Here is an 18,378-nt window from a genome sequence, read left to right on the forward strand (position 1 = left end):
CTTGTAGGCGGCGCGGGCGGAGGCGGAGGTGACGAAGGCGCGGTAGTCCTTCTCCAGCGCCTGCCGGGCCCGGCCGCCGCCGAGGGTCCGGTTGGCCTTGGCGGGGTCGGCCATGGCGGCGCCGAGCCGGTTGGCGGCTCCCGCGCAGGAGGTGTCGGCCATCACGTCCGCGACCAGCAGGGTGGCGCCGCCGGGGACGCGGTCGGGCCGGGAGGTGCGTTCGAAGGCGGTGCGGAGGTCCACCACGGTGCGGATGCCGAGGGCCGCGACCGCCGGGTCGCTCCGCAGGTCGAGCCGGTCCAGCTGACCGGAGCGGAAAGCGGTGCCGGGGCGCACCCGGGCGCCGTCGGGCAGGGATATACCGCCGAGGTCCCGAAGGCTGGCGACGGTGGCGGACTCGACGACCTGGGAGTTCGGCATGACAACCTCCTGTGCGCGATGGTTTCGATGCGCACGATAGGTGGGGCAACTGATCGGTGAGGGGGTGGCGCCGGTCCGGGGTGGTGCCCGGCGCGGCGGCGATGAGCCTCTTCAGCACCGTAGGCCGACCGTGGCGCGGACGCTCGCGGAGTTCGCCCGGTCGGCCTGATCCGGGTACCCCGGCGGACGGGTGGGGGAGCACACCGGCGCACAGTGGCACGGTGGGGGCGCACAACCGGCGCGAGTGCGGTGGTGGATTGCCCGGACAACCTGTCAGGCGGCAGGGTGTGCATGGCCCCACAGCAGGTGGGCGGACGGAGGGGAAGCAACCCGTTATGGCACCCAAGATCCTGATCGTCACCGGCGACGCGGCGGAGTCGCTGGAGGTCTTCTACCCCTATCAGCGGCTGCTGGAGGAGGGCTACGAGGTCCACGTGGCCGCGCCGACGCGCAAGAAGCTGCAGTTCGTGGTGCACGACTTCGTCGACGGCTTCGACACCTACACCGAGAAGCCCGGCTACACCTGGCCGGCCGACCTCGCCTTCGCGGACGTCGACCCGGCGGAGTACGTCGCCCTGGTGCTGCCCGGCGGCCGGGCGCCCGAGTACCTGCGCAACGACGCCGAGGTCAAGCGGATCGTCGGCCACTTCTTCGACGCCGACAAGCCGGTCGCGCAGATCTGCCACGGACCGCTGATCAGCCTGGCCACCGGTTCGCTGACGGGCCGTCGCAGCGCCGCCTACCCCGCGCTGGAGCCGGACGTGACGGCGGGCGGGGCCGACTACCAGGACGGTGACGCGGTCGTGGACGGTGTCGTGGTCTCCGCCCGCGCCTGGCCGGACCACCCGGGCTGGATGCGCTCCTTCGTCGAGGTCCTGCGCGACAAGGCGCCGGTCGACTGACCAGTCGTGGCCGGCTGCTCGGGGTGCCGCCCCGGGTGGTCGATCCGGGCGGTGTCGGTCAGCGGAGCACCCCGCGCGCGGCGGTACCGTCGCCGCTATGCATGTCGTCATCGCCGGTGGACACGGTCAGATCGCCCTTCGCCTGGAACGGCTGCTCGCCGAGCGCGGGGACACCGCCACCGGGCTGATCCGCAGACCCGAACAGGCCCACGACCTGGAATCGCGCGGCGCCCGGGCGGTCGTCTGCGACCTGGAATGGACCCCGGCGGCCGAACTCGCCGAGCACCTGCGCGGCGCCGACGCGGTGGTCTTCGCCGCAGGCGCGGGCCCCGCCAGCGGCAGCGCGCGCAAGGAGAGCGTCGACCGGGCCGCCGCCGTCCTGCTGGCCGACGCCGCCGGGCTGGCCGGGGTCGGCCGCTATCTGATGATCAGCACCATGGGCCTGGACCGCGCGGACGACCCCGGTATGGACCCGGAGTTCGCCGCCTACCTCCGGGCCAAGGCCGTCGCCGAGGACGAGCTGCGCCACCGCGACCTGGCCTGGACGATCCTGCGCCCCGGCCGCCTGACGGACGACCAGGGCAGTGGACTGATCAGGCTGGGCGCACCATCGCTGCCCATGGGCTCCGTACCGCGCGACGACGTCGCCCAGGTCCTGCTCGCCCTCCTCGACACCCCGGCCGCCACCGGGCGCACGCTCGAACTCACCTCGGGTGGCGAGTCGGTGGCCGACGCGCTCCGGGCCGTACTGTCCGCACCCTGAGTGCTCCGGCCCCGGGGGCCCGCTCAGACCTCGGCCCCTTCCGAGGCGGCGCGGGCGGCACCCGGGGCGGTACGCGGGCTGGTCCGTGCGGACGGGAGGTGCGATCCGGCCGGCGGTTGCGTGCGGCGACCGGTGAGGACGGCGAGCGTGAGGGAGAGGGTGACCAGGGCCGTGCAGGCGAGTACGGCGTGCCAGTACGCGCTCCGGGGGTCGGCCCCCGGCCCGGCTGCGCCGTGCAGGTAGATGCCGGAGACGGCGGAGACCGCCACCGCACCCGCTATCCGCTGCGACATCTGCAGGATCCCGCCCGCGACGCCGGCCGCCTCCGCGGGTGCGTGCCGCAGCACCGCCGCCTGGTTCGGTGAGACGGACAGCCCGGAGGCCGCACCCGAGCAGAGCTGCCCCGCCGCCAGCACCAGCGGCAGCCAGCCGACCGGGGCGTACCGCCCGGCCAGTCCGCTCAGCAGCAGCGCGAGGACGGCGAGTGCCAGGCCGAGCGCCACCACGTGCCGTCCGATCCGCTGCACCACCCGCCAGGCCACCGCCGAGACCCCGGCCATCGCCAGGGCCGAGGGCAGCGTGACGGCCGCCGCGGCGAGCGGTGACAGCCCGAGCCCGTCCTGCAGGAACATCACCAGTACCAGCCCGGAGGCGAGCGAGGCACCGAACTGGCCCATTGCCACCACCGTGCCCAGTGTGTACGGCGCCGAGCGGGCCAACGCGGGGTGCAGCAGCGGCCGGTGGCCCGTGGCCGCGTACCGGCGCTGCCAGAGCAGGAACAGTCCGGCGAGCGCGCAGGCCGCCAGGGCCCACAGCAACTTGCCGGTGCCACTGGACGGTTGGATGAACGGGAGCATCACCGCCAGTGTCATCGCGCCCACCAGCAGCAGGCCGACCGGGTCGAGGTCGGCCCGGCCCGCCGAGCGCCTGGGCGGTGGCAGGTGGCGCACCGCCAGGACCAGCGTGACCAGGCCCGAGGGCGCGCTCACCAGGAACGCCAGCCGCCAGCCCCAGTCGGGCCCGGCGGCCGCGATCAGGGCACCGCCGATCGGTGGCCCGAGGGCGATCCCCACCGCGCAGGTCACCTGGTACAGGCCGAGTGCCCGGGTGCGTTCCGGGCCGGTGAAGACGTCCTGGATGGTCCCGATCATCTGCGAGTTGACCAGTCCCGCCCCGGCACCCTGCAACAGCCTCAGCAGAACCAGCAGTTCGGCTATCCGTACGGTGCTCGCCAGCAGGCCCGCCGCGAAGAACACCGCGATACCGGCGACGAAGAAGGGCTTGCGGCCGCGCTCGTCGCCGAGCCGGCCGCCGGGTATCAGGGCCAGTCCGAAGGCCAGAGAGTAGCCCGCGACCAGCCACTGCACCTGGGTCGCACCGGCGTGCAGAGAGCTCCGCAGGGCCGGTACCGCGATGTTGAGCACCGAGTTGTCGAGCATGGTGGTGAGCCCACCGGCCAGACAGACCGCCAACACCCTCCTGCGGGCGGTGTTCACGGCAGCACCGCCGCTATCGCGTACCGCACCGGCTCGGTGCCCGACTCGGCGGGCCGGCCCGTCGGCGGGGCGTCGACTCTCGCGGGAACTCTCATGTCCGAGAGGGTATCCCCGATCGGTGAGGCGGCCCCGGGACAGCGCGGTGGCGGTCCTTGAGCTGCTCGAGATCCGGTCAGGACGGCCCGGGCGGGGTCAGCCGCCGGTGACGCCGTCGACCTGCTCGCGCAGCAGATCGGCGTGCCCGAGGTGGCGGGCGTACTCGGTGATCATGTGGAAGTAGACCAGGCGGAGCGAGTGGACCTCGCCGTCGTGGCTGAAGGTGTCGTCCAGCGCTGCGTTCGCGACGGCGGCATCGGAGAGGCGGCACTCCTCGACCAGGAGGGCGTAGTCCTCGGCGGCGCGGGCCGGATCGAGCTCGGCGAAGTCGGCGGCCTTCGAGTCCGCGGTGTCGTGCAGCCGCTCCACCTGCTCACCGGCGAACCGCTCGCGGAACCAGATCCGTTCGACCTTGGCCAGGTGCCGCAGCAGCCCCAGGAGGGAGAGGCCCGACGGCGGTACGGTGCGTTCGGCGAGCTGTTCGCCCGTCAGTCCGGCGCACTTGTGCAGCAGGGTGCTGCGCTGCCAGGCGAGGAAGCCTTCGAGCATCTCGCGCTCACCAGCGACGAGCGAGCCTCCGGTGCGGGCAACTTCGGGAGCGGTCCAGGTCATCCGCCGATCATCCCGCTCCCCGGGCCCACCGCGCGACCCGTTTCCGGCCCGCCGCAGGCCGAGGAGCTGCCCTGCCGGGGTACGCACGCGAGAAGCCCTGCACCGGTGCGGCGGGCCGGGCGCCCCGGTCAGTCGCGGTTGCGGAGTGCGCTGATCACCGCCCAGGCCACCGAGATCAGGGGGACCGCCACGACCGCGCCGATCACGCCCGCCAGGACCGCGCCGGCGGTCACCGAGAGGGCCACGGCGACCGGGTGGATCCGCACCGCCCAGCTCATCACCAGCGGATGCAGCAGGTGCCCCTCGATCTGGCCGATCACCACGATCAGTCCCAGGACGATCAGCGCCGTGACCGGCCCCCGGGTCGCCAGCGCCACCACCGAGGCGATCGCCATCGCGATCGGCGACCCGACCAGCGGGATCAGGGTGGCGAAGAACTCCAGCAGCGTCAGCGGCAGCGCCAGCGGCACCTGGAGCAGCCACAGCGCCAGCCCGACCAGGACCGCGTTGCTGGCGGCCACGATGACGATCCCCCGGATGTAGCCGGCGAAGGTCCGCCAGGCCACCCGGCCGGCCCGGTCACAGGTCGAGCGGCTGCCGGTGGGCAGCTGGTGCAGGCCCCAGTGCCACATCCGGTCCCCGGAGTGGATGAAGAAGACCGACAGGAACAGCGCCAGCGCGGCCACCGTGGCCGCCTCCACCACGCGGCTCGCGCCGGTCACCGCAGTACTGATCAGCATGGACCGGTGGCTGGCGAGAAAACTGGCGATCTTCCCCTGCAGACCGGCGACGGTATCGGGAGGGACATGGAACGGCGGACCCTCCAGCCACTTCTCGATCCGCCCGAGGCCGCCGTGGAACTCCATGCCGAGCTGCGCCGACCCGCTCGCCACCACCTCACCGACCAGCGTGAACAGACCGGCCAGCAGCAGGACGGCACTCAGCAGGGTGATCAGGACCGCCAGCGGCCGAGGCATCACCCGGTCCAGCAGGTCGGCCACCGGCCGCAGGACCGAGGTCACCACCAGGGCCAGGAAGATCGCGACGGCCGGAAGCTGCAACCGTTCCAGCACGGTGAACGCGGCGTACCCGGCCACTCCGAGCACCAGCAGCCGCCACGCGTATCCGGAGGCCCGGCGCAGCCCGGGGGAGACCACCCCTTCGCCTCGGATGTACGGGCCCGGCGCGGCCCGGCGGATCCGCCCGGTCGCGGCCTGCCGTCCCCGGCTGACGGGCGGTGTACGACGGCGCGGCCGGGCAGGCCGTGTTCCGGAGGCCCTCGCGCTGGCGTCCCTCGTCCCGGCGGCGCCTGCTTCGGTGGCCCCTGCCTCGGTGGCTCGGTGGTGGTCCGGCGGTGGTTCGGCTGGGGGGCCGTGGTCCGTGCTCACCGTGTCGCGCCGTGCTGGGGACGGTCGCTCCCCGGGGCAGCGCTCGGTCCGATCTGCGGCTCCGTCACTCCGGGCCCGGGCACCGTGCCCACCGCCCGGCGAGGTTCCGGCTGCCGACAGGTGGGCCGTCGCGCCTGGATGTGGTGCGGAGGACGACCGGCCGCCAGGGGAGGGCGGCGAGGGCCGGGCAGCTTCCGGAGGTACCGGTTCCGGGACACCTGCGAGGGAACGGTGCGCCGGTACCGGGCCGGGTTCGTACCGGGGTCTGTCGGCTCTGCTGCCCGGACGGTCATCGGACACTCACCCCACGAGGTCGGAGAGACGGACGAAGCGGTGGCCCGCGTCGAGCAGTTGCGGCACGGCGGCGGCGATTCCGGCTGCCGTCCCGCCGGTGGGCCGGTTCATGTGGCAGATGATGATCGATCCCGGCTGGACAGCGGAGACCTCCTGCCGGACCTGGGCTGCCGTGAAGGTCGCCCCCGCGTCGCCGTTGACGGTGAATCCAGCGATGCGTTCGCCGAGGTCGGCCACGATCCGGGCGGCGACGTCGTCGCAGTAGGCGGTGCCGGGCCGGAAGAAGCGCGGCGGACGGCCGAGCAGCGCGGTGAGTTTGTCCCGGTTGCCCGCGATCTCGTCGAAGACCTCTCCCGCGTCCCGGGTGCCGGGGATGCCGTAGGCGGAGCGCCCGGACACGGACAGCGGCAGGTGCCGGGTCCCGTGGTTGGCGATCTCGAACAGCGGATCGGCGGCCAGTTGGTGGAAGGTTGCGAGGTTGGCGTCGATCCAGCGCGAGTTCAGGAACAGTGTCGCGGGCACCGAACGCTCCCGGAGGAACCCGATCAGCGCCTGATCGTAGCCACTGCCGCCCGGTCCGCCGCAGGCGTCGAAGGTCAGCGCGACGACTCGATCGGTGGAAGGCAGCCGACTGACCACACCGGGGGCCTCGAACCCCCAACTGGTCGGGGTGGCCGTGCCGTACCGGGCGACCACCTCCGCGCGGGTCGCCGTCGCGGGCGGCCGGGACGCCTGTGCGCTCACCCCGGCCCGGCCGTGGTCGGCGGCCGACGGCACGGCGCCCGCTCCGGACGGCCCAGATGCTCCTGGCGTACCTGGTCCGCCCGGTCCGCCCGGTGCGCCGGTCGTCCGTGGCGGGGCGGCGCAGCCTGCCAGCACACCGCCTGTCACGGCGGCCAGCAGCCGTCGGCGAGCCATCGGCATCCGGTCCTCCCAGCCTCCGAACGAGCCCCGAACGGGACGTGGCCGACGCAGGGGCAGGCCCCTGACACGTCGCCACGAGTCCGATGAGACCATCGCCATCCGCGATTCGCCCGGCCACACCCATCCGCCCGCCCCGCTTCATCCGGCCGGGCCCACTCCGAAGCTGTGACGGAGCCACGGCGGGGCCTGCCGAGAACGGTCCGGGAACTCCGGGCGCGGCGTACCCGAGGGCCTCGCCGGTCGGCCCGGTGGTGGTGGCCGGGGCACAGCGCCGCCGCCGGGGTGGATGGCGGAGCGGACGGCGGGGCGGACGTTGGTCGGCCCGGGATCTGCCGGGTCTCAGTCGAGGGTCCCGGTCGGGGTCTGCGCGGCCAGGAAGTCCACCACATCGGTCAGGCTCTCCCTGCGGGCGTGGACGGCGCGCTGCCGCTCGGCGCCCGTGCCGGCGGCAACGAGCCGTCGCAGCCCCTCGGTCACCGCCGGGAGATCGCCCAGTTCCTCCAGGGCCGGCCGGATGTGGTCCAGGAGCGAGTCGAGGGTCTGCTCGGCCGGGACCAGGCGCCCCGAGCGGGGATCGATGCCGGAGCCCGACAGCCCGTCACGGGCCGCCCGCCAGCAGGCTGCCCGCAGTCGGTCCGTCGAGACCGGCGGCCCCGGATCGCCGCGCTCCACCGCCGTCAGCGCCGTCACCACCAGGGCCCGGACGAGCCCGGCGAGCAGAGCGCTCTCCTCTGCGGTCACCGGCATGTCGGCCACCCGGATCTCCAGCGTCGGATAGCGCGTGGAGAGCCGGATGTCCCAGTAGACGGCCCGCTGGTCGAGCAGCGCACCGGTGGCTCCCACAGACTCGAGACAGCGGTCGTGGTCGGCGAGGTCGGAGAAGTACGGCGGCGGTCCGGCGACGGGCCAGCGATCCCACATCAGCCGCCGCCAGCTCGCGTAGCCCGTGTCGTGCCCCGCCCAGAACGGGGAGTTCGCCATGAGCGCGACCAGGACCGACATCCAGGGCCGGAGATGGTTTCCCGTCAGTAGCGCCTGCTCGCGGTCGGGCACGCAGACGTGCACCTGGCAGGCACAGATCGCGTGCTCGCTGACCAGCCCCCGGTAGGTATCCAGCTGGGCCTGGTAGCGGGGCTGCTCCGAGACCTGCATCGGGACGGCGTCGCCCAGGACGGCCGAGCCGGTGGCGATCGCCCGGACGCCCTCCGCCTCGGCGGCGGCCGTGACGACCTCCCGCATCCTCCGCAACTGGCGGTGGAGGTCGTCGAGACCGACGCACGGCAGGGTCTTCGCCTCGACCTGGAACTGGGCGAGCTCCGGCGACACCTGGTCCCCGAGTTCCACGGCCGCGCGCTTGACCACGGCGGCCGCGCACGGACGGACCTCACGGCTGCCGGGGTCGACGAGCAGGTACTCCTCCTCGACACCGACCGACGGGACGCTGCCGGGCGCGGGCGTCCTGCCGACCGGCGGGACCTCGCCGACCGAGGGTCCGGCGGGGCCTCGGGCCTGCTCGAAGCTGTCACTCATCGCCGCACCCCGACCGGGTGGGGAGTCGAACCGGCGCCTGGTTGGTTTCGGCTGGCTGCTCAGTCACGGGACCAAGCTAGGCAGGTCCCACGGCATCCGCACCCGCTGGCCCAGGGCAGGTGCCCCGGCAGTCGGCGGCGCCCGCACTCCTGGCCGACGGCAGCTGTGGCTGCGGCCCACGGCACCCGCGTCCTGCGGCCGGGGTGCCGCTGCCCGGGTGGCCGTCCGGTCCGCCCGGTGGCGGCGGGGTGCCTCCATCGGCCTAACGACACGTCCTCGCAGGCCGGATGGACGTGCATGGCGGCTGACCGCCCGGCAGCATGGTCCAGCAGCGCCGTGCCCGAAGCCGGTCCGGGAGGTCCGTCTCCGTAAAGCCCGTCCCTGCGGAGGTCCGTCTCTGCGGAGGTCCGTCTCGGTGGAGGCTCGTCTCGGTGGAAGGGCGGGCAGCGCGGTCCGCATCGAGAATTCGGGATCGAGGGCACCACCGCGACCCCGCACCCGCCCCGTCCGGCGGTCGAAGGCCGCCTTCCACCACGACCCGGCCGCCGAGCCAGTCGGTTCACTCTCGCCGGCCCTTGCGCACCTGACCGCCCAATACCGGGAGAGCCCCGATGATCCCTGTGCCAGTCCTCCGCCTCGTCCCCCGAATCCCGGCCGCAGCCGTCCGGGGGTGCAGGGTATGAGCGCCGACACCAGCTCCTCGCCGAGCGCGCGCACGACGGCCGGCGCGGGTCCGCGTGCGAGTACGAGTGCGGACGCGCCGAGCAGTTCGAGGGCCAGACCCGCCAACAAGGCGGAGACGCTCGCCGACTGGGCCGACGGCCGGGTCGGCATCTACTCACTCGGTAAGGCCAATCTGCGCAAGATCTTTCCGGACCACTGGTCCTTCATGCTCGGCGAGATCGCGCTCTACACCTTCGTCATCATCATCATCACGGGCGTATGGCTGACGCTCTTCTTCGTCCCGAGCATGACCGAGGTCGTCTACCACGGGAGGTTCGCGCCGCTGAACGGCATCCGGATGTCGGAGGCGTACTCCTCGACGCTGGACATCAGCTTCGACATCCGGGGCGGCCTGCTGATCCGTCAGATCCACCACTGGGCGGCGATCGTCTTCGTCGCGTCGATGTTCGTCCACATGATGCGGGTCTTCTTCACCGGGGCGTTCCGCAAGCCGCGCGAGCTCAACTGGCTGTTCGGCGCCGGGCTGCTGATCCTCGGGATGTTCGACGGCTTCATGGGCTACTCGCTGCCCGACGACCTGCTCTCCGGCACCGGTATCCGGTTCATGGAGGGTGCGATCCTGTCCGTGCCGATCGTGGGTACGTACCTGATGTTCTTCATGTTCGGCGGGCAGTTCCCGGGGTTCGCGATCATCCCCCGGCTGTTCACCGTCCACATCCTGCTGATCCCGGGCATCATGCTGGGCCTGCTGGTGGCCCATCTGATCCTGGTCTTCTACCACAAGCACACCCAGTGGGCCGGGCCCGGACGGACCGAGAAGAACGTGGTCGGCATGCCGCTGATGCCGGTCTACATGGCCAAGGCCGGCGGTTTCTTCTTCCTGGTCTTCGGCGTGGTCTCGGCCATGGCGGCGATCGCCACGGTCAACCCCATCTGGGCGTACGGCCCGTACCGCCCCGACCAGGTGTCCACAGATGCCCAGCCGGACTGGTACATGGGGTACTCCGAGGGCCTGGTCCGGATCATGCCGGGCTCGGAGATCCGGCTCTGGGGACACACGCTGAACCTCGGGGTGTTCGTCCCGCTGGTGGTCTTCCCGCTCGTTCTGCTGGCCATCTGGCTGTACCCGTTCGTCGAGAACTGGGTGACCGGTGACAAGCGCGAGCACCACATCCTGGACAAGCCGCGCAACGCCCCGGTCCGGACCGCGTTCGGCGCCGCCTGGATCGGGCTGTACCTGGTGCTGCTGGCCGGCGGCGGCAACGACCTGATCGCCACGCACTTCCACTGGTCGCTCAACGCGATCACCTGGTTCTGCCGGGTCGGCTTCTTCGTGGTCCCGGTCGTGGCCTTCTTCATCACCAAGCGCTGGTGCCTGGGCCTGCAGCGCCGGGACCGGGACAAGGTCCTGCACGGCCGCGAGAGCGGCATCATCAGGCGGAAGCCGCACGGCGAGTTCATCGAGGTGCACGAGCCGCTGACGCCCGCTCAGTTGTACACGTACACCGCGCACGAGCAGTACGAACCGGTCGAGCTGCCCCCCGAGGTGGACGAGAACGGTGTCGCCCGCAAGCTGAGCCGGACGAACCGGCTGCGGGCCAAGCTCTCGGAGTTCTACTTCGGTCGGTACAGCCAGATCCCCAAGCCGACCACCGAGGAGCACGAAGAGGTCACCAGCGGCCACGGACACCACTGACGGTCAGCAAGCACGATCGAGGGCCCGCCGTTCGCGGCGGGCCCTCGTGTTGCTGCGTGCTGGTGTGTGCCGGTGCGTGTTACGCGTGTCGGTGCGGGAGGGCGGGGTGGTTGCGTGACGGTCAGCGGCTGGGCGTTCCCTGGTGCAGGAGACGCCCGGCCGCAGGAGTCGAGTGCGGTGGGGTGGGTGGGGTCGGTAGGGCGGGTGCGTCCGCTGAGGTGTTGAGCAGGGCCGTCAGGTCGTGGGCGTTCTGCTTCTCGTCGGCGAGGACGGACTCGATCAGGTGCCGGCTGGCCGGGTCGCGGTCGCCGAGCCAGCGGGCGATCTGCTGGTAGGTGGGGACGACGATGCGAGTGGCCAGCAGGTTCTGTTCCAGCATCGCCCGCAGCGCGGCGTCGTCGGCGGTGGAGTAGTCGGTACGGGCGCGCTGGGCGAGGGTCGCCGGGTCGAAGTTCGGCTGTCCGCCGAGCTGGACGATGCGATCGGCCACCGCCACGGCGTGCCGCATCTTCCGGTCGGCCTGCGCCTGGAACAGCTCGCTCGTGGGGGTCGGGGCGGCGCCGTGCGCCAGGATCGCCTGCCGGGTGCAGCGGAGCCAGCCGACCACCTCGGCGGCCACCACGTTGTTGAGGACGCTGATCACCCGTTCGATGTCCGGCCCGTATGCGCTCCGCACCGGTCCGGCGTCGATGGTCCGCTGGGCTTCTCGGCGGATCCGGTCCACGTCCAGGGCCAGGCTGCCGGTCATGGGCGTCCTTCCTTCGGGGGATGCGTGCTCGGGGCGTGCGTGCTCAGGGCCTGCGTGTTCGGGAGGTGCGTGTTCGTGTTCGGGGGGCGCGTGGTCAGGGCGTGCCTGTTCGGGGCGGGTGTCGCGAGGCCGTGTCGGGCCGTCGGCCGTCCTGGTCATGGCAGAAGGTATGTCCGGGCGTTCGCCGCCGAAACCGGACGACGCCGGATGGGTGGGCCCGTCGGCGGGGCCGCCGTCGGCGCGGGGGTGCGTACGCACTCTTGGTACAGGCACCCCTTGCGACGGAGCAGGGGTACGGAAAGGACTGGGTCGCCATGGTCACGCTGCAAGGACTCACCGTCGCCTTCCTGGCCGCCCGGCAGGGGGTGGAGCAGGTCGAGCTGACCGGCCCCTGGCAGGCCGTCCGGGAGGCGGGCGGTACGCCACGGCTGATCTCGACCGGGCCGGGACGGATCCAGGCCTTCAGGCACCTGGACCGGGCCGACACCTTCGCGGTGGACGAGACCGTCGGCGAGGCCGATGTCGAGCGCTATGCCGGACTGGTGCTGCCCGGCGGCGTCGCCAACCCGGACTTCCTCCGTCTGGACCGTGCCGCCGTCGACCTGGTGCGGGAGTTCGTCGACCGGGGCAAGCCGATCGCGGCGATCTGCCACGCTCCGTGGCTGCTGGTGGAGGCGGACGTGGTGCGGGGCCGTACGCTCACCTCCTGGCCCAGCCTGCGGACCGACCTGGTCAACGCCGGGGCCAACTGGGTGGACGAGGAACTCCGGAGCTGTGCCGAGGGGCCGAACACCCTGATCACCAGCCGGAAACCGGCCGACCTGCCGTTGTTCGAGGACGCCCTGGTGACCGAGTTCGCGAAGGGCCGCCGATCCGGCTGAGGTGTGTGTCCGGAAGCGGTCGGGTGTCGCTCAGCCGCCCCGCTCAGCTGCTGCTCTGTTCACCTGCTCCGTTTACCTGCCCTGCTCAGCCGCCCCGGTGGATGCGGGTCAGCAGAGTGTGCAGCTGTACGCGCTCCTGCTCGGTGAGCGGTGCCAGGACGGCGTCCTGAACGGCCGTGGCCTCGGCGGTGAGGGCGGTCAGTGCGGCGCGCCCGGCAGGGGTGAGCGTCACCGAGACGCGGCGGCGGTCGGCGGTGTCGCGGTTCCGCTCGACCTGTCCGGCGCGGGCCAGCTCGTCGATGACCTTGACCACGTCGCTCGGGTCGATGCCCAGCCGGGCGGCGAGATCGCGCTGCGCGTGCGGGCCGAAGTCGGCGAGGGCGGCGAGCACCGCCATGTGCCACAGGCGTACGCCGTGGTCGGCCAGCCGTTCGGCGAGACGGGTGCGGGCGCTCTTGCCGACCTTGGAGAGCAGGTAGGTCGTCAGCGCGGTCAGGCTCGGCGGTGTCTCGTTCTCGCTCACGGACATATTGTAGGCTCGACCCAATGGTGGGTGTCGACCTACTGAATCTGTCCACTGGACGACGGGGAGCCGAAGATGGATGTCCTGCATTCGCGCCTGCTGGTGAGCCGCTTTGCCGAGTGCTTCCGGTTCTACGACGCCGTCCTGCCGCAGTTGGCCGGCGCGGTCCGGACCGGCGGTACCGAGGCCGGGCCGTACGCCGGTTGGGATGTCGGTGAGGAGGGCGTGCTGCGGCTCTTCGACCGGGGCGCGCTGGCCGCCGTGGTCGGCACCGCTGAGCTGCCCGCCGATGCGCCGGTGCAGGACCGCGCGATGCTGGTCAGCCGGGTCGCCGATGTCGATGCCGGGTTCGAGCTCTGCCTGCGGCACGGCGGCCGGCCGGCTGCCCCGCCCACCAGTCGGCCCGAGTGGGGCCCCGGCATGCGGACCGCGCACCTGCGCGACCCGGACGGGAACCTGATTGAACTGCAGTCGTACTGAGGTGACTTGAGCGAAGATCTGTCGTCGACCGGAGGAGGCTGGGATGCGGCCAGCCCAGTGATCCGCTCCGGGCCGCGGGCGGCGGGTGGCCGGGCGGAAGCCGACCGGCGCGCCGAAGCCGATGGCGTACGGCGCGAAGCGCGTCAGGCTGAGTTCTTGGGCGAACGGTCGGGACTGGCATCCGTCGGTCTCCTGACGGTGGTGGTGAGGATGTTGAGGATGTCCTCTCAGGGTGGTTGCTGATGTGTTGCTGCAGAATTGGCGCTGGTTCGGTCGACTTGGTGGCGGGTGGGGGCGGTCGTGGATTGATCCGCGCCTTCGGTGCCTCGTAGGTTGGTCCCTCGGCCCCTCGGCAGAGGGCAGGGGCAGACGGGGAAAGGCGGCGGGGATGCACGACGACAGGGATGCGGACCGCAGGGGAGGCGGCCCGCTGGCTGTGGTTGCGGCCAGTGCGGAGGTGCTGCGACTCCCCGGGGTGGATGAGCGCCTGCTCACCGACGGTGAGCGGGAGCGCGCAGCGCGCTTTCGACAGGAGTCCACCCGGGAGGACTTCGTCGCGGCGCACATCCTGGTGCGGCTCTGTGCCGCGCAGTTGATCGGGATGACTGCGGGCGGTGTGACGTTGGCTCAGTCCTGCCCCGGCTGCGGGAAGGCCGGCCATGGCAAGCCGTACCTGCCGGACCACCCCGGGGTCCACGTCAGCCTCTCGCACACCAAGGGCGTGGTCGCCGCAGCTGCGGGCTACCGTGCGGTCGGCGTCGACGTGGAGCGGGCGGAACGGACCGGTCCGCACCCCGAGGTGATGGAGCGGGTGCTGACCGAGGCCGAGTTGAGGCTGGTCGAGAAGCATGCGGACCCGCAGCGGGCGTTCCTGCGGCAGTGGGTGCGCAAGGAGGCGCTGATCAAGGTCGGGCGGATCACGCTGGACAGCATGGGTGCGGTCGACCTCTCCGCCCTGCCGCTGGAGACTGTCGACGGCGTGCCGCTGAGCAGCCGTTTCGAGGATCTGCATGTGCTCGACTGGGACGAGGAGAAGCACGAAGCGACGGCTGCCGTGGTCAGCCCGGACGGGCCTCGGGTGGTCGATCTGGCAGACCTGGGGTAAGGCCCAGGCGGGCGGGGTGGGTGCAAGGCGAGGCTCGCTGGGCGGTGCGGAGCTGAGGCGGCCTCGGAGGCTCAGCTCCGGGGTGGTATCCGCTCGGCCTCGACCAGGGGGAGCATCCGGTGGTAGGCCCCGGCGTCGAAGCTTCCCGCCAGCGGGGCCAGGACGGTTGCCGCAGACAGTGCGACGGCCTGGGCCAGTCGGTCGGGCCAGGGCGCGCCGGCGACCAGGCCGATCGTGAGGGCGGCCACCACGGCGTCCCCTGCTCCGGTGGGGTTGCCGGTCACCGTCCGTGGTGGACGGGCTCGCCAACTCCCTTGTGAAGTCGTGGCTATGAGGCCCTCCGGGCCGAGTGAGGCGACCACGGCCCCGGCCCCGGCGGTGCGCAGCGCCTCGGCTCCAGCGGACGGGTCCGGGCTGCCGGTGGCCGTCGCCAGCTCGTCGGCGTTCGGTTTGATCAGGGCCGGGCCGGCGGGGAGGGCGGCGAGCAGCGCCGGGCCGTCGGTGTCCAGAACCGCCGGCACCTGATGGGTGGTTGCCAGGGCGATCAGGACCCCGTACGCATCCGGTGGCAGCCCGCCGGGGAGACTCCCGGAGAGTACGACGGCCGCCGAGCCGGTGAGCAACTGCTCGTAGCGGGCGAGGAATCGGGACCACTCGGCAGCGGTGACCACCGGGCCGGGTTCGAGCAGCATGGTGGTCCGGTCGGTGTCCTGCTCGACGAGTGCCACCGTGCGGCGGGTCTCCCCGGCGATCGGGACCAGTTGGTCGTTCAGCCCGGCTGTGGCGAGGTCGGCGCGGAGCAGTTGCCCGTTGGCGCCGCCTGCCAGCCCGGTGAGCACGGCTTCGTGCCCGAGGGCCGCGAGCACACGAGCCACGTTCACCCCCTTGCCGCCGGCCCGCTGGGCGACGTCGCGGACCCGGTTGCTGGCGTTGCGGCGCACGGTGGGCAGGTGGTAGGTGACATCGACAGCGGTGTTGAGCGTGACGGTGAGGATCACGGGCGTTGCTCCACTCTCGGCCGGAGGGCTGGTGAATGGTGACTGGCCATGCTTGATGATGCTCATTGGTAGTTGTTACGGTCAGTTTTGCGCAACATCCGTGTGGTGGCAGCTTGGTGGGTGGGTGCTCCGTTGGTGGTCATCAGTCAACCGGTGGGGCCCCGGTGGGCACATCCCGCTACGGAGGGGACTTGTCTCCCGCGCGAGAGGGAGCTCGACTGGGGGAGGGCGAGGGCGGTGGGAAAAGGTAGCGTGGGCGGGCGAGTTGATCCGTGGTTGTCGATCCGTGCGAGGGGTGGCCCGTGGCCGATTTCGTGATCACTCCGATGACCGATGGACACGCCGACGGGGTGCTGGCGATCTACCGCTGCGGCTGCGGATCGCGCCCTGGTGCATGCCCGGGATCGACATGGATGGTCTGGACCACCTGGTCGAACTCCAGCGCCGGGACGGGCGCCACCGGGCCGTGGGCGGGGTGAAGTTCTTCATCGACGGCACGGTGGAGGGCGGCACCGCCTGGCTGGAGCACCCGGACTGCCACGGCCAGGGAACGGCCGCCTTCTGGCCGGACACCGCCGAATTCGGCCGAGCCGTCGGCCACCTTGACCGGGCCGGTGTGCAGACGGCCACCCATGCGATCGGTGACGCGGGCGTACGACACGTCCTGGACACGGTCGAGGCGCTCGGAACGGCCTGGATGCGGCACCGGGTCGAGCACATCGAGACCGTGCCGGACGGCCAGCTCGGCCGCTTCGCCGCGCTCGGCGTCGCCGCGTCGATGCAGCCCAGCCACACCGCCTACACCAGGGCGGACCACGGCGACGAGTGGTCGCGCAGGCTCGGCCCGGAGCGGGCCGAACGGGCCTGGCGCTGCCGGGATCTGCGGGAGGCCGGTGCGACCCTGGCGCTCGGCTCGGACTGGCCGATCGCGCACTACGACCCCCGGCAGGTGATCGGCGCGGCGCGGCTGCGGCGGCTGCCGGGGGAGACCGGTGCCGCGCCGGTCCAGCCCGGTCAGGCGCTCACCGGGCTGATGGCGTTGGAGGGTTACACCTCGCACGCGGCGCGGGCGGCGGGTGAGGAGGCGGTCGCGGGACGGATCGCGCCCGGCTGCCGGGCCGACCTCACCGCGTTCGGGCTCGATCCGGTGCTGGCTCCCGCGGACGAGTTCGCCGAGGCGGAGGTGCGGTTGACGATGGTCGGCGGACGGGTGGTGCACCGGGGCGGGGAGTAGGGCCGGACGGCGGGCTGTGCTGGGGGACGGGACAGGAGCGCGGGGAGCCGCGCGGCGGGCTTTTCAAGGACGTGCGGAGCGGCGCGGTTCCCCGCTCCTGGAGGCGGTGCGTGGTCGGGCTTCAGACCGAGCCGCCGTTGTGGAGGTGGAGGGCGCGGAGGGCCACCTCGGTCGCGAAGCGGTTGTCCGGGTCGGCGAGTTGGTCGCCGAAGGCGCGGTCGATCAGGCGCATCCGGTAGCGGACGGTCTGGGGGTGGACACCGAGGATCTCGGCCACCTGGCTTGCGGTGCCCCGGGTGGTGAGCCAGGTCCGCAGGGTATCGATCAGGCGGGTGCGCTGGGTGGGGGTGAGCCCGGCGAGCGGGCTGAGGTACTTCTTCGCCAGCTGGCGGACCAGTCCGGTGTCGCCCAGCAGCCAGAGCGGGAGTAGATGGTCCTCGCCGCGGGCGAGCGACTGGGGCGGGATGATGCCGGCCTCGGCCAGCGCCAGCGTCTGGCGGGCCCAGCGCAGCGAGTCGGCGGCGTCGCTGAGCGGGGTGGTGAGCCCGACCGCCGCCCGGCAGCCGGCGAGGGCCGCGGTCAGCGAGGCGACCCGGTCCTCGTCCAGCGGGCCGGGGACCAGCAGGTGCGGCTCCGGGTCGGCGAGGTCCAGCAGGATGTCCCGGTCGAGCGCCGCACGGGCGGGTTTGGCACCCGGGCTGAGCGCGATCATGGTGACCTCCTCGGGTAACGGCCAGGCGGCGTGCTCGGCGAGTTCGGCGAGCGCGCTGCGGGCGACCGAGGAGCCGGTGAGGATCCGGCGTAGCAGCCGTCGCCGCCGGTTGTCGGGCTCCTCGCCGAGTTCGGCCATCGCCTGCAGGTAGCCCTCGCGGGAGAGTTCGGCGATGTCGCCCATGTAGGCGAAGAGCGCGTCGGCGAAGGCCATCAGCACGGTGGCGGAGAGGTTGTAGCGCTTTCCGACGCTGCGGGCCCGGCGCAGCGCGACCTGGCAGCCGATCCGGTAGGCGTCCTGGAGCATGTCCAGGCTGCGTCCCTCGTACGCCTCGTAGCGGCCGAAGCGGCGGCACATCTCGTCGCGCAGCGAGGTGGTGGCGGTGGGGGCGGCGATCTGGTCGACGAAGGTGGCGATGTTCTGTTCGATGCCGACCCGGATCACCTTGGCGCTGGGGCCGCTGAGGAGCTCGGCGTACTCCGGGATGGCGGCGACGATCTCGGAGGCCATCTCCTTGAGCAGGCTCGGCAGTTCGGGTCGCATGATGGCGGCCAGCTCGCGCGGCACCGGTCCCAGCGGCTCGGCCAGCCGAGAGGTCTGCCGCACTCCGGCCATGGATGTCCCCCTGACTGTTCGGGTCCACGTGCGGGGCATCGGCCGGTCCGGGGGTGGGGAGCGCGGACCTGATCGGGCGCGTGCTGACAACGTGGGGTGGTTCGTTGAAACATAGACCACAGCGGCCCGCAAGCGCAGTACCTGCGACACGGAAAGATGGTGCGCGATGTGGACCGGACGCGGTTCGTCCGGCGGCTCGCACCCGGATGGCGCGTACTCACCTGCGGACAACGTTGCTCCGGTTCCTTGTTGCTGCGGAGACAAGGAAATACCGGGC

General features: G+C 72.3%; 17 protein-coding genes. 7 read left to right on the plus strand and 10 right to left on the minus strand.

Annotated features, from left to right (window positions below; all coding sequences use genetic code 11):
- A partial coding sequence (locus UK12_RS09955) for a tyrosine-protein phosphatase (protein ID WP_045301924.1) occupies positions 1 to 420 on the minus strand: 420 nt, incomplete at its 3' end.
- Positions 421 to 755: 335 nt separating this feature from the next.
- On the opposite strand from UK12_RS09955, the gene UK12_RS09960 reads away from it, so the two are divergent.
- The gene (locus UK12_RS09960) at positions 756 to 1,322 is read left to right on the plus strand and encodes a DJ-1/PfpI family protein (protein ID WP_045301926.1); all 567 of its coding nucleotides are present in this window, start codon (positions 756 to 758) and stop codon (positions 1,320 to 1,322) included.
- A 97-nt stretch (positions 1,323 to 1,419) separates the two neighbouring features.
- Entirely contained in the window at positions 1,420 to 2,085 is a 666-nt protein-coding gene (locus UK12_RS09965; protein ID WP_045301928.1) for an SDR family oxidoreductase, read from the plus strand.
- Positions 2,086 to 2,108: 23 nt separating this feature from the next.
- Here UK12_RS09965 and UK12_RS09970 read toward each other — a convergent pair whose 3' ends face one another.
- From UK12_RS09970 to UK12_RS09990, 5 genes are all read right to left on the minus strand, one after another.
- Positions 2,109 to 3,557, minus strand: coding sequence for an MFS transporter (locus UK12_RS09970; protein ID WP_063838229.1), 1,449 nt, complete (start codon positions 3,555 to 3,557; stop codon positions 2,109 to 2,111).
- A 216-nt stretch (positions 3,558 to 3,773) separates the two neighbouring features.
- Positions 3,774 to 4,289 (minus strand): DinB family protein, encoded by a 516-nt coding sequence (locus UK12_RS09975; protein WP_045301930.1) that lies wholly within the window; start codon positions 4,287 to 4,289, stop codon positions 3,774 to 3,776.
- A gap of 128 nt (positions 4,290 to 4,417) precedes the next feature.
- Entirely contained in the window at positions 4,418 to 5,446 is a 1,029-nt protein-coding gene (locus UK12_RS09980; protein ID WP_197084717.1) for an AI-2E family transporter, read from the minus strand.
- Positions 5,447 to 5,977: 531 nt separating this feature from the next.
- Positions 5,978 to 6,748 carry a polysaccharide deacetylase family protein gene (locus UK12_RS09985; protein WP_197084718.1) on the minus strand — a complete coding sequence of 257 codons (771 nt, stop codon included), beginning with the start codon at positions 6,746 to 6,748 and terminating at the stop codon, positions 5,978 to 5,980.
- Positions 6,749 to 7,234: 486 nt separating this feature from the next.
- Entirely contained in the window at positions 7,235 to 8,425 is a 1,191-nt protein-coding gene (locus UK12_RS09990) for a carboxylate-amine ligase (RefSeq protein WP_082119474.1), read from the minus strand.
- A 679-nt stretch (positions 8,426 to 9,104) separates the two neighbouring features.
- Here UK12_RS09990 and qcrB point away from each other — a divergent pair.
- Complete coding sequence (gene qcrB, locus UK12_RS09995; protein WP_045301934.1) at positions 9,105 to 10,805, plus strand: cytochrome bc1 complex cytochrome b subunit; 1,701 nt, start codon at positions 9,105 to 9,107, stop codon at positions 10,803 to 10,805.
- Between the two features lie 121 nt (positions 10,806 to 10,926).
- Here the strand turns inward: qcrB and UK12_RS10000 are convergent, their stop codons facing one another.
- Positions 10,927 to 11,553: a ferritin-like domain-containing protein gene (locus UK12_RS10000; RefSeq protein ID WP_063838230.1), complete on the minus strand. Its 627-nt coding sequence runs from the start codon at positions 11,551 to 11,553 to the stop codon at positions 10,927 to 10,929.
- A 314-nt stretch (positions 11,554 to 11,867) separates the two neighbouring features.
- On the opposite strand from UK12_RS10000, the gene UK12_RS10005 reads away from it, so the two are divergent.
- Positions 11,868 to 12,434, plus strand: coding sequence for a type 1 glutamine amidotransferase domain-containing protein (locus UK12_RS10005; RefSeq protein WP_045301937.1), 567 nt, complete (start codon positions 11,868 to 11,870; stop codon positions 12,432 to 12,434).
- Positions 12,435 to 12,519: 85 nt separating this feature from the next.
- On the opposite strand, the gene UK12_RS10010 is transcribed toward UK12_RS10005, so the two are convergent.
- On the minus strand, positions 12,520 to 12,957 hold the full coding sequence (locus UK12_RS10010) for a MarR family winged helix-turn-helix transcriptional regulator (protein WP_231591128.1): 438 nt from the start codon (positions 12,955 to 12,957) through the stop codon (positions 12,520 to 12,522).
- Positions 12,958 to 13,032: 75 nt separating this feature from the next.
- Here UK12_RS10010 and UK12_RS10015 point away from each other — a divergent pair, with 75 nt between their 5' ends.
- Positions 13,033 to 13,437 (plus strand): VOC family protein, encoded by a 405-nt coding sequence (locus UK12_RS10015; protein ID WP_045301941.1) that lies wholly within the window; start codon positions 13,033 to 13,035, stop codon positions 13,435 to 13,437.
- A 388-nt stretch (positions 13,438 to 13,825) separates the two neighbouring features.
- The gene (locus UK12_RS10020) at positions 13,826 to 14,542 is read left to right on the plus strand and encodes a 4'-phosphopantetheinyl transferase family protein (protein WP_045301943.1); all 717 of its coding nucleotides are present in this window, start codon (positions 13,826 to 13,828) and stop codon (positions 14,540 to 14,542) included.
- 71 nt (positions 14,543 to 14,613) lie between these two features.
- Here UK12_RS10020 and UK12_RS10025 read toward each other — a convergent pair whose 3' ends face one another.
- Positions 14,614 to 15,540: a 1-phosphofructokinase family hexose kinase gene (locus UK12_RS10025; RefSeq protein ID WP_045301945.1), complete on the minus strand. Its 927-nt coding sequence runs from the start codon at positions 15,538 to 15,540 to the stop codon at positions 14,614 to 14,616.
- Positions 15,541 to 15,598: 58 nt separating this feature from the next.
- On the opposite strand from UK12_RS10025, the gene UK12_RS10030 reads away from it, so the two are divergent.
- Positions 15,599 to 16,774: an amidohydrolase gene (locus UK12_RS10030; protein ID WP_269432005.1), complete on the plus strand. Its 1,176-nt coding sequence runs from the start codon at positions 15,599 to 15,601 to the stop codon at positions 16,772 to 16,774.
- Between the two features lie 121 nt (positions 16,775 to 16,895).
- Here UK12_RS10030 and UK12_RS10035 read toward each other — a convergent pair whose 3' ends face one another.
- Positions 16,896 to 18,101 (minus strand): helix-turn-helix domain-containing protein, encoded by a 1,206-nt coding sequence (locus UK12_RS10035; protein WP_045301947.1) that lies wholly within the window; start codon positions 18,099 to 18,101, stop codon positions 16,896 to 16,898.
- Positions 18,102 to 18,378: the final 277 nt, after the last annotated feature.

It is taken from the genome of Saccharothrix sp. ST-888, assembly GCF_000955975.1.
Classification (GTDB): domain Bacteria; phylum Actinomycetota; class Actinomycetes; order Streptomycetales; family Streptomycetaceae; genus Kitasatospora.

Coding starts and splice junctions, on each gene's coding strand:
- UK12_RS09960 (WP_045301926.1), top strand. CDS start 756: ATGGCACCCAAGATCCTGATCGTCACCGGCGACGCGGCGGAGTCGCTG.
- UK12_RS09965 (WP_045301928.1), top strand. CDS start 1,420: ATGCATGTCGTCATCGCCGGTGGACACGGTCAGATCGCCCTTCGCCTG.
- UK12_RS09975 (WP_045301930.1), bottom strand. CDS start 4,289: ATGACCTGGACCGCTCCCGAAGTTGCCCGCACCGGAGGCTCGCTCGTC.
- UK12_RS09990 (WP_082119474.1), bottom strand. CDS start 8,425: ATGAGTGACAGCTTCGAGCAGGCCCGAGGCCCCGCCGGACCCTCGGTC.
- qcrB (WP_045301934.1), top strand. CDS start 9,105: ATGAGCGCCGACACCAGCTCCTCGCCGAGCGCGCGCACGACGGCCGGC.
- UK12_RS10000 (WP_063838230.1), bottom strand. CDS start 11,553: ATGACCGGCAGCCTGGCCCTGGACGTGGACCGGATCCGCCGAGAAGCC.
- UK12_RS10005 (WP_045301937.1), top strand. CDS start 11,868: ATGGTCACGCTGCAAGGACTCACCGTCGCCTTCCTGGCCGCCCGGCAG.
- UK12_RS10015 (WP_045301941.1), top strand. CDS start 13,033: ATGGATGTCCTGCATTCGCGCCTGCTGGTGAGCCGCTTTGCCGAGTGC.
- UK12_RS10020 (WP_045301943.1), top strand. CDS start 13,826: ATGCACGACGACAGGGATGCGGACCGCAGGGGAGGCGGCCCGCTGGCT.
- UK12_RS10030 (WP_269432005.1), top strand. CDS start 15,599: ATGCTCATTGGTAGTTGTTACGGTCAGTTTTGCGCAACATCCGTGTGG.
- UK12_RS10035 (WP_045301947.1), bottom strand. CDS start 18,101: ATGGCCGGAGTGCGGCAGACCTCTCGGCTGGCCGAGCCGCTGGGACCG.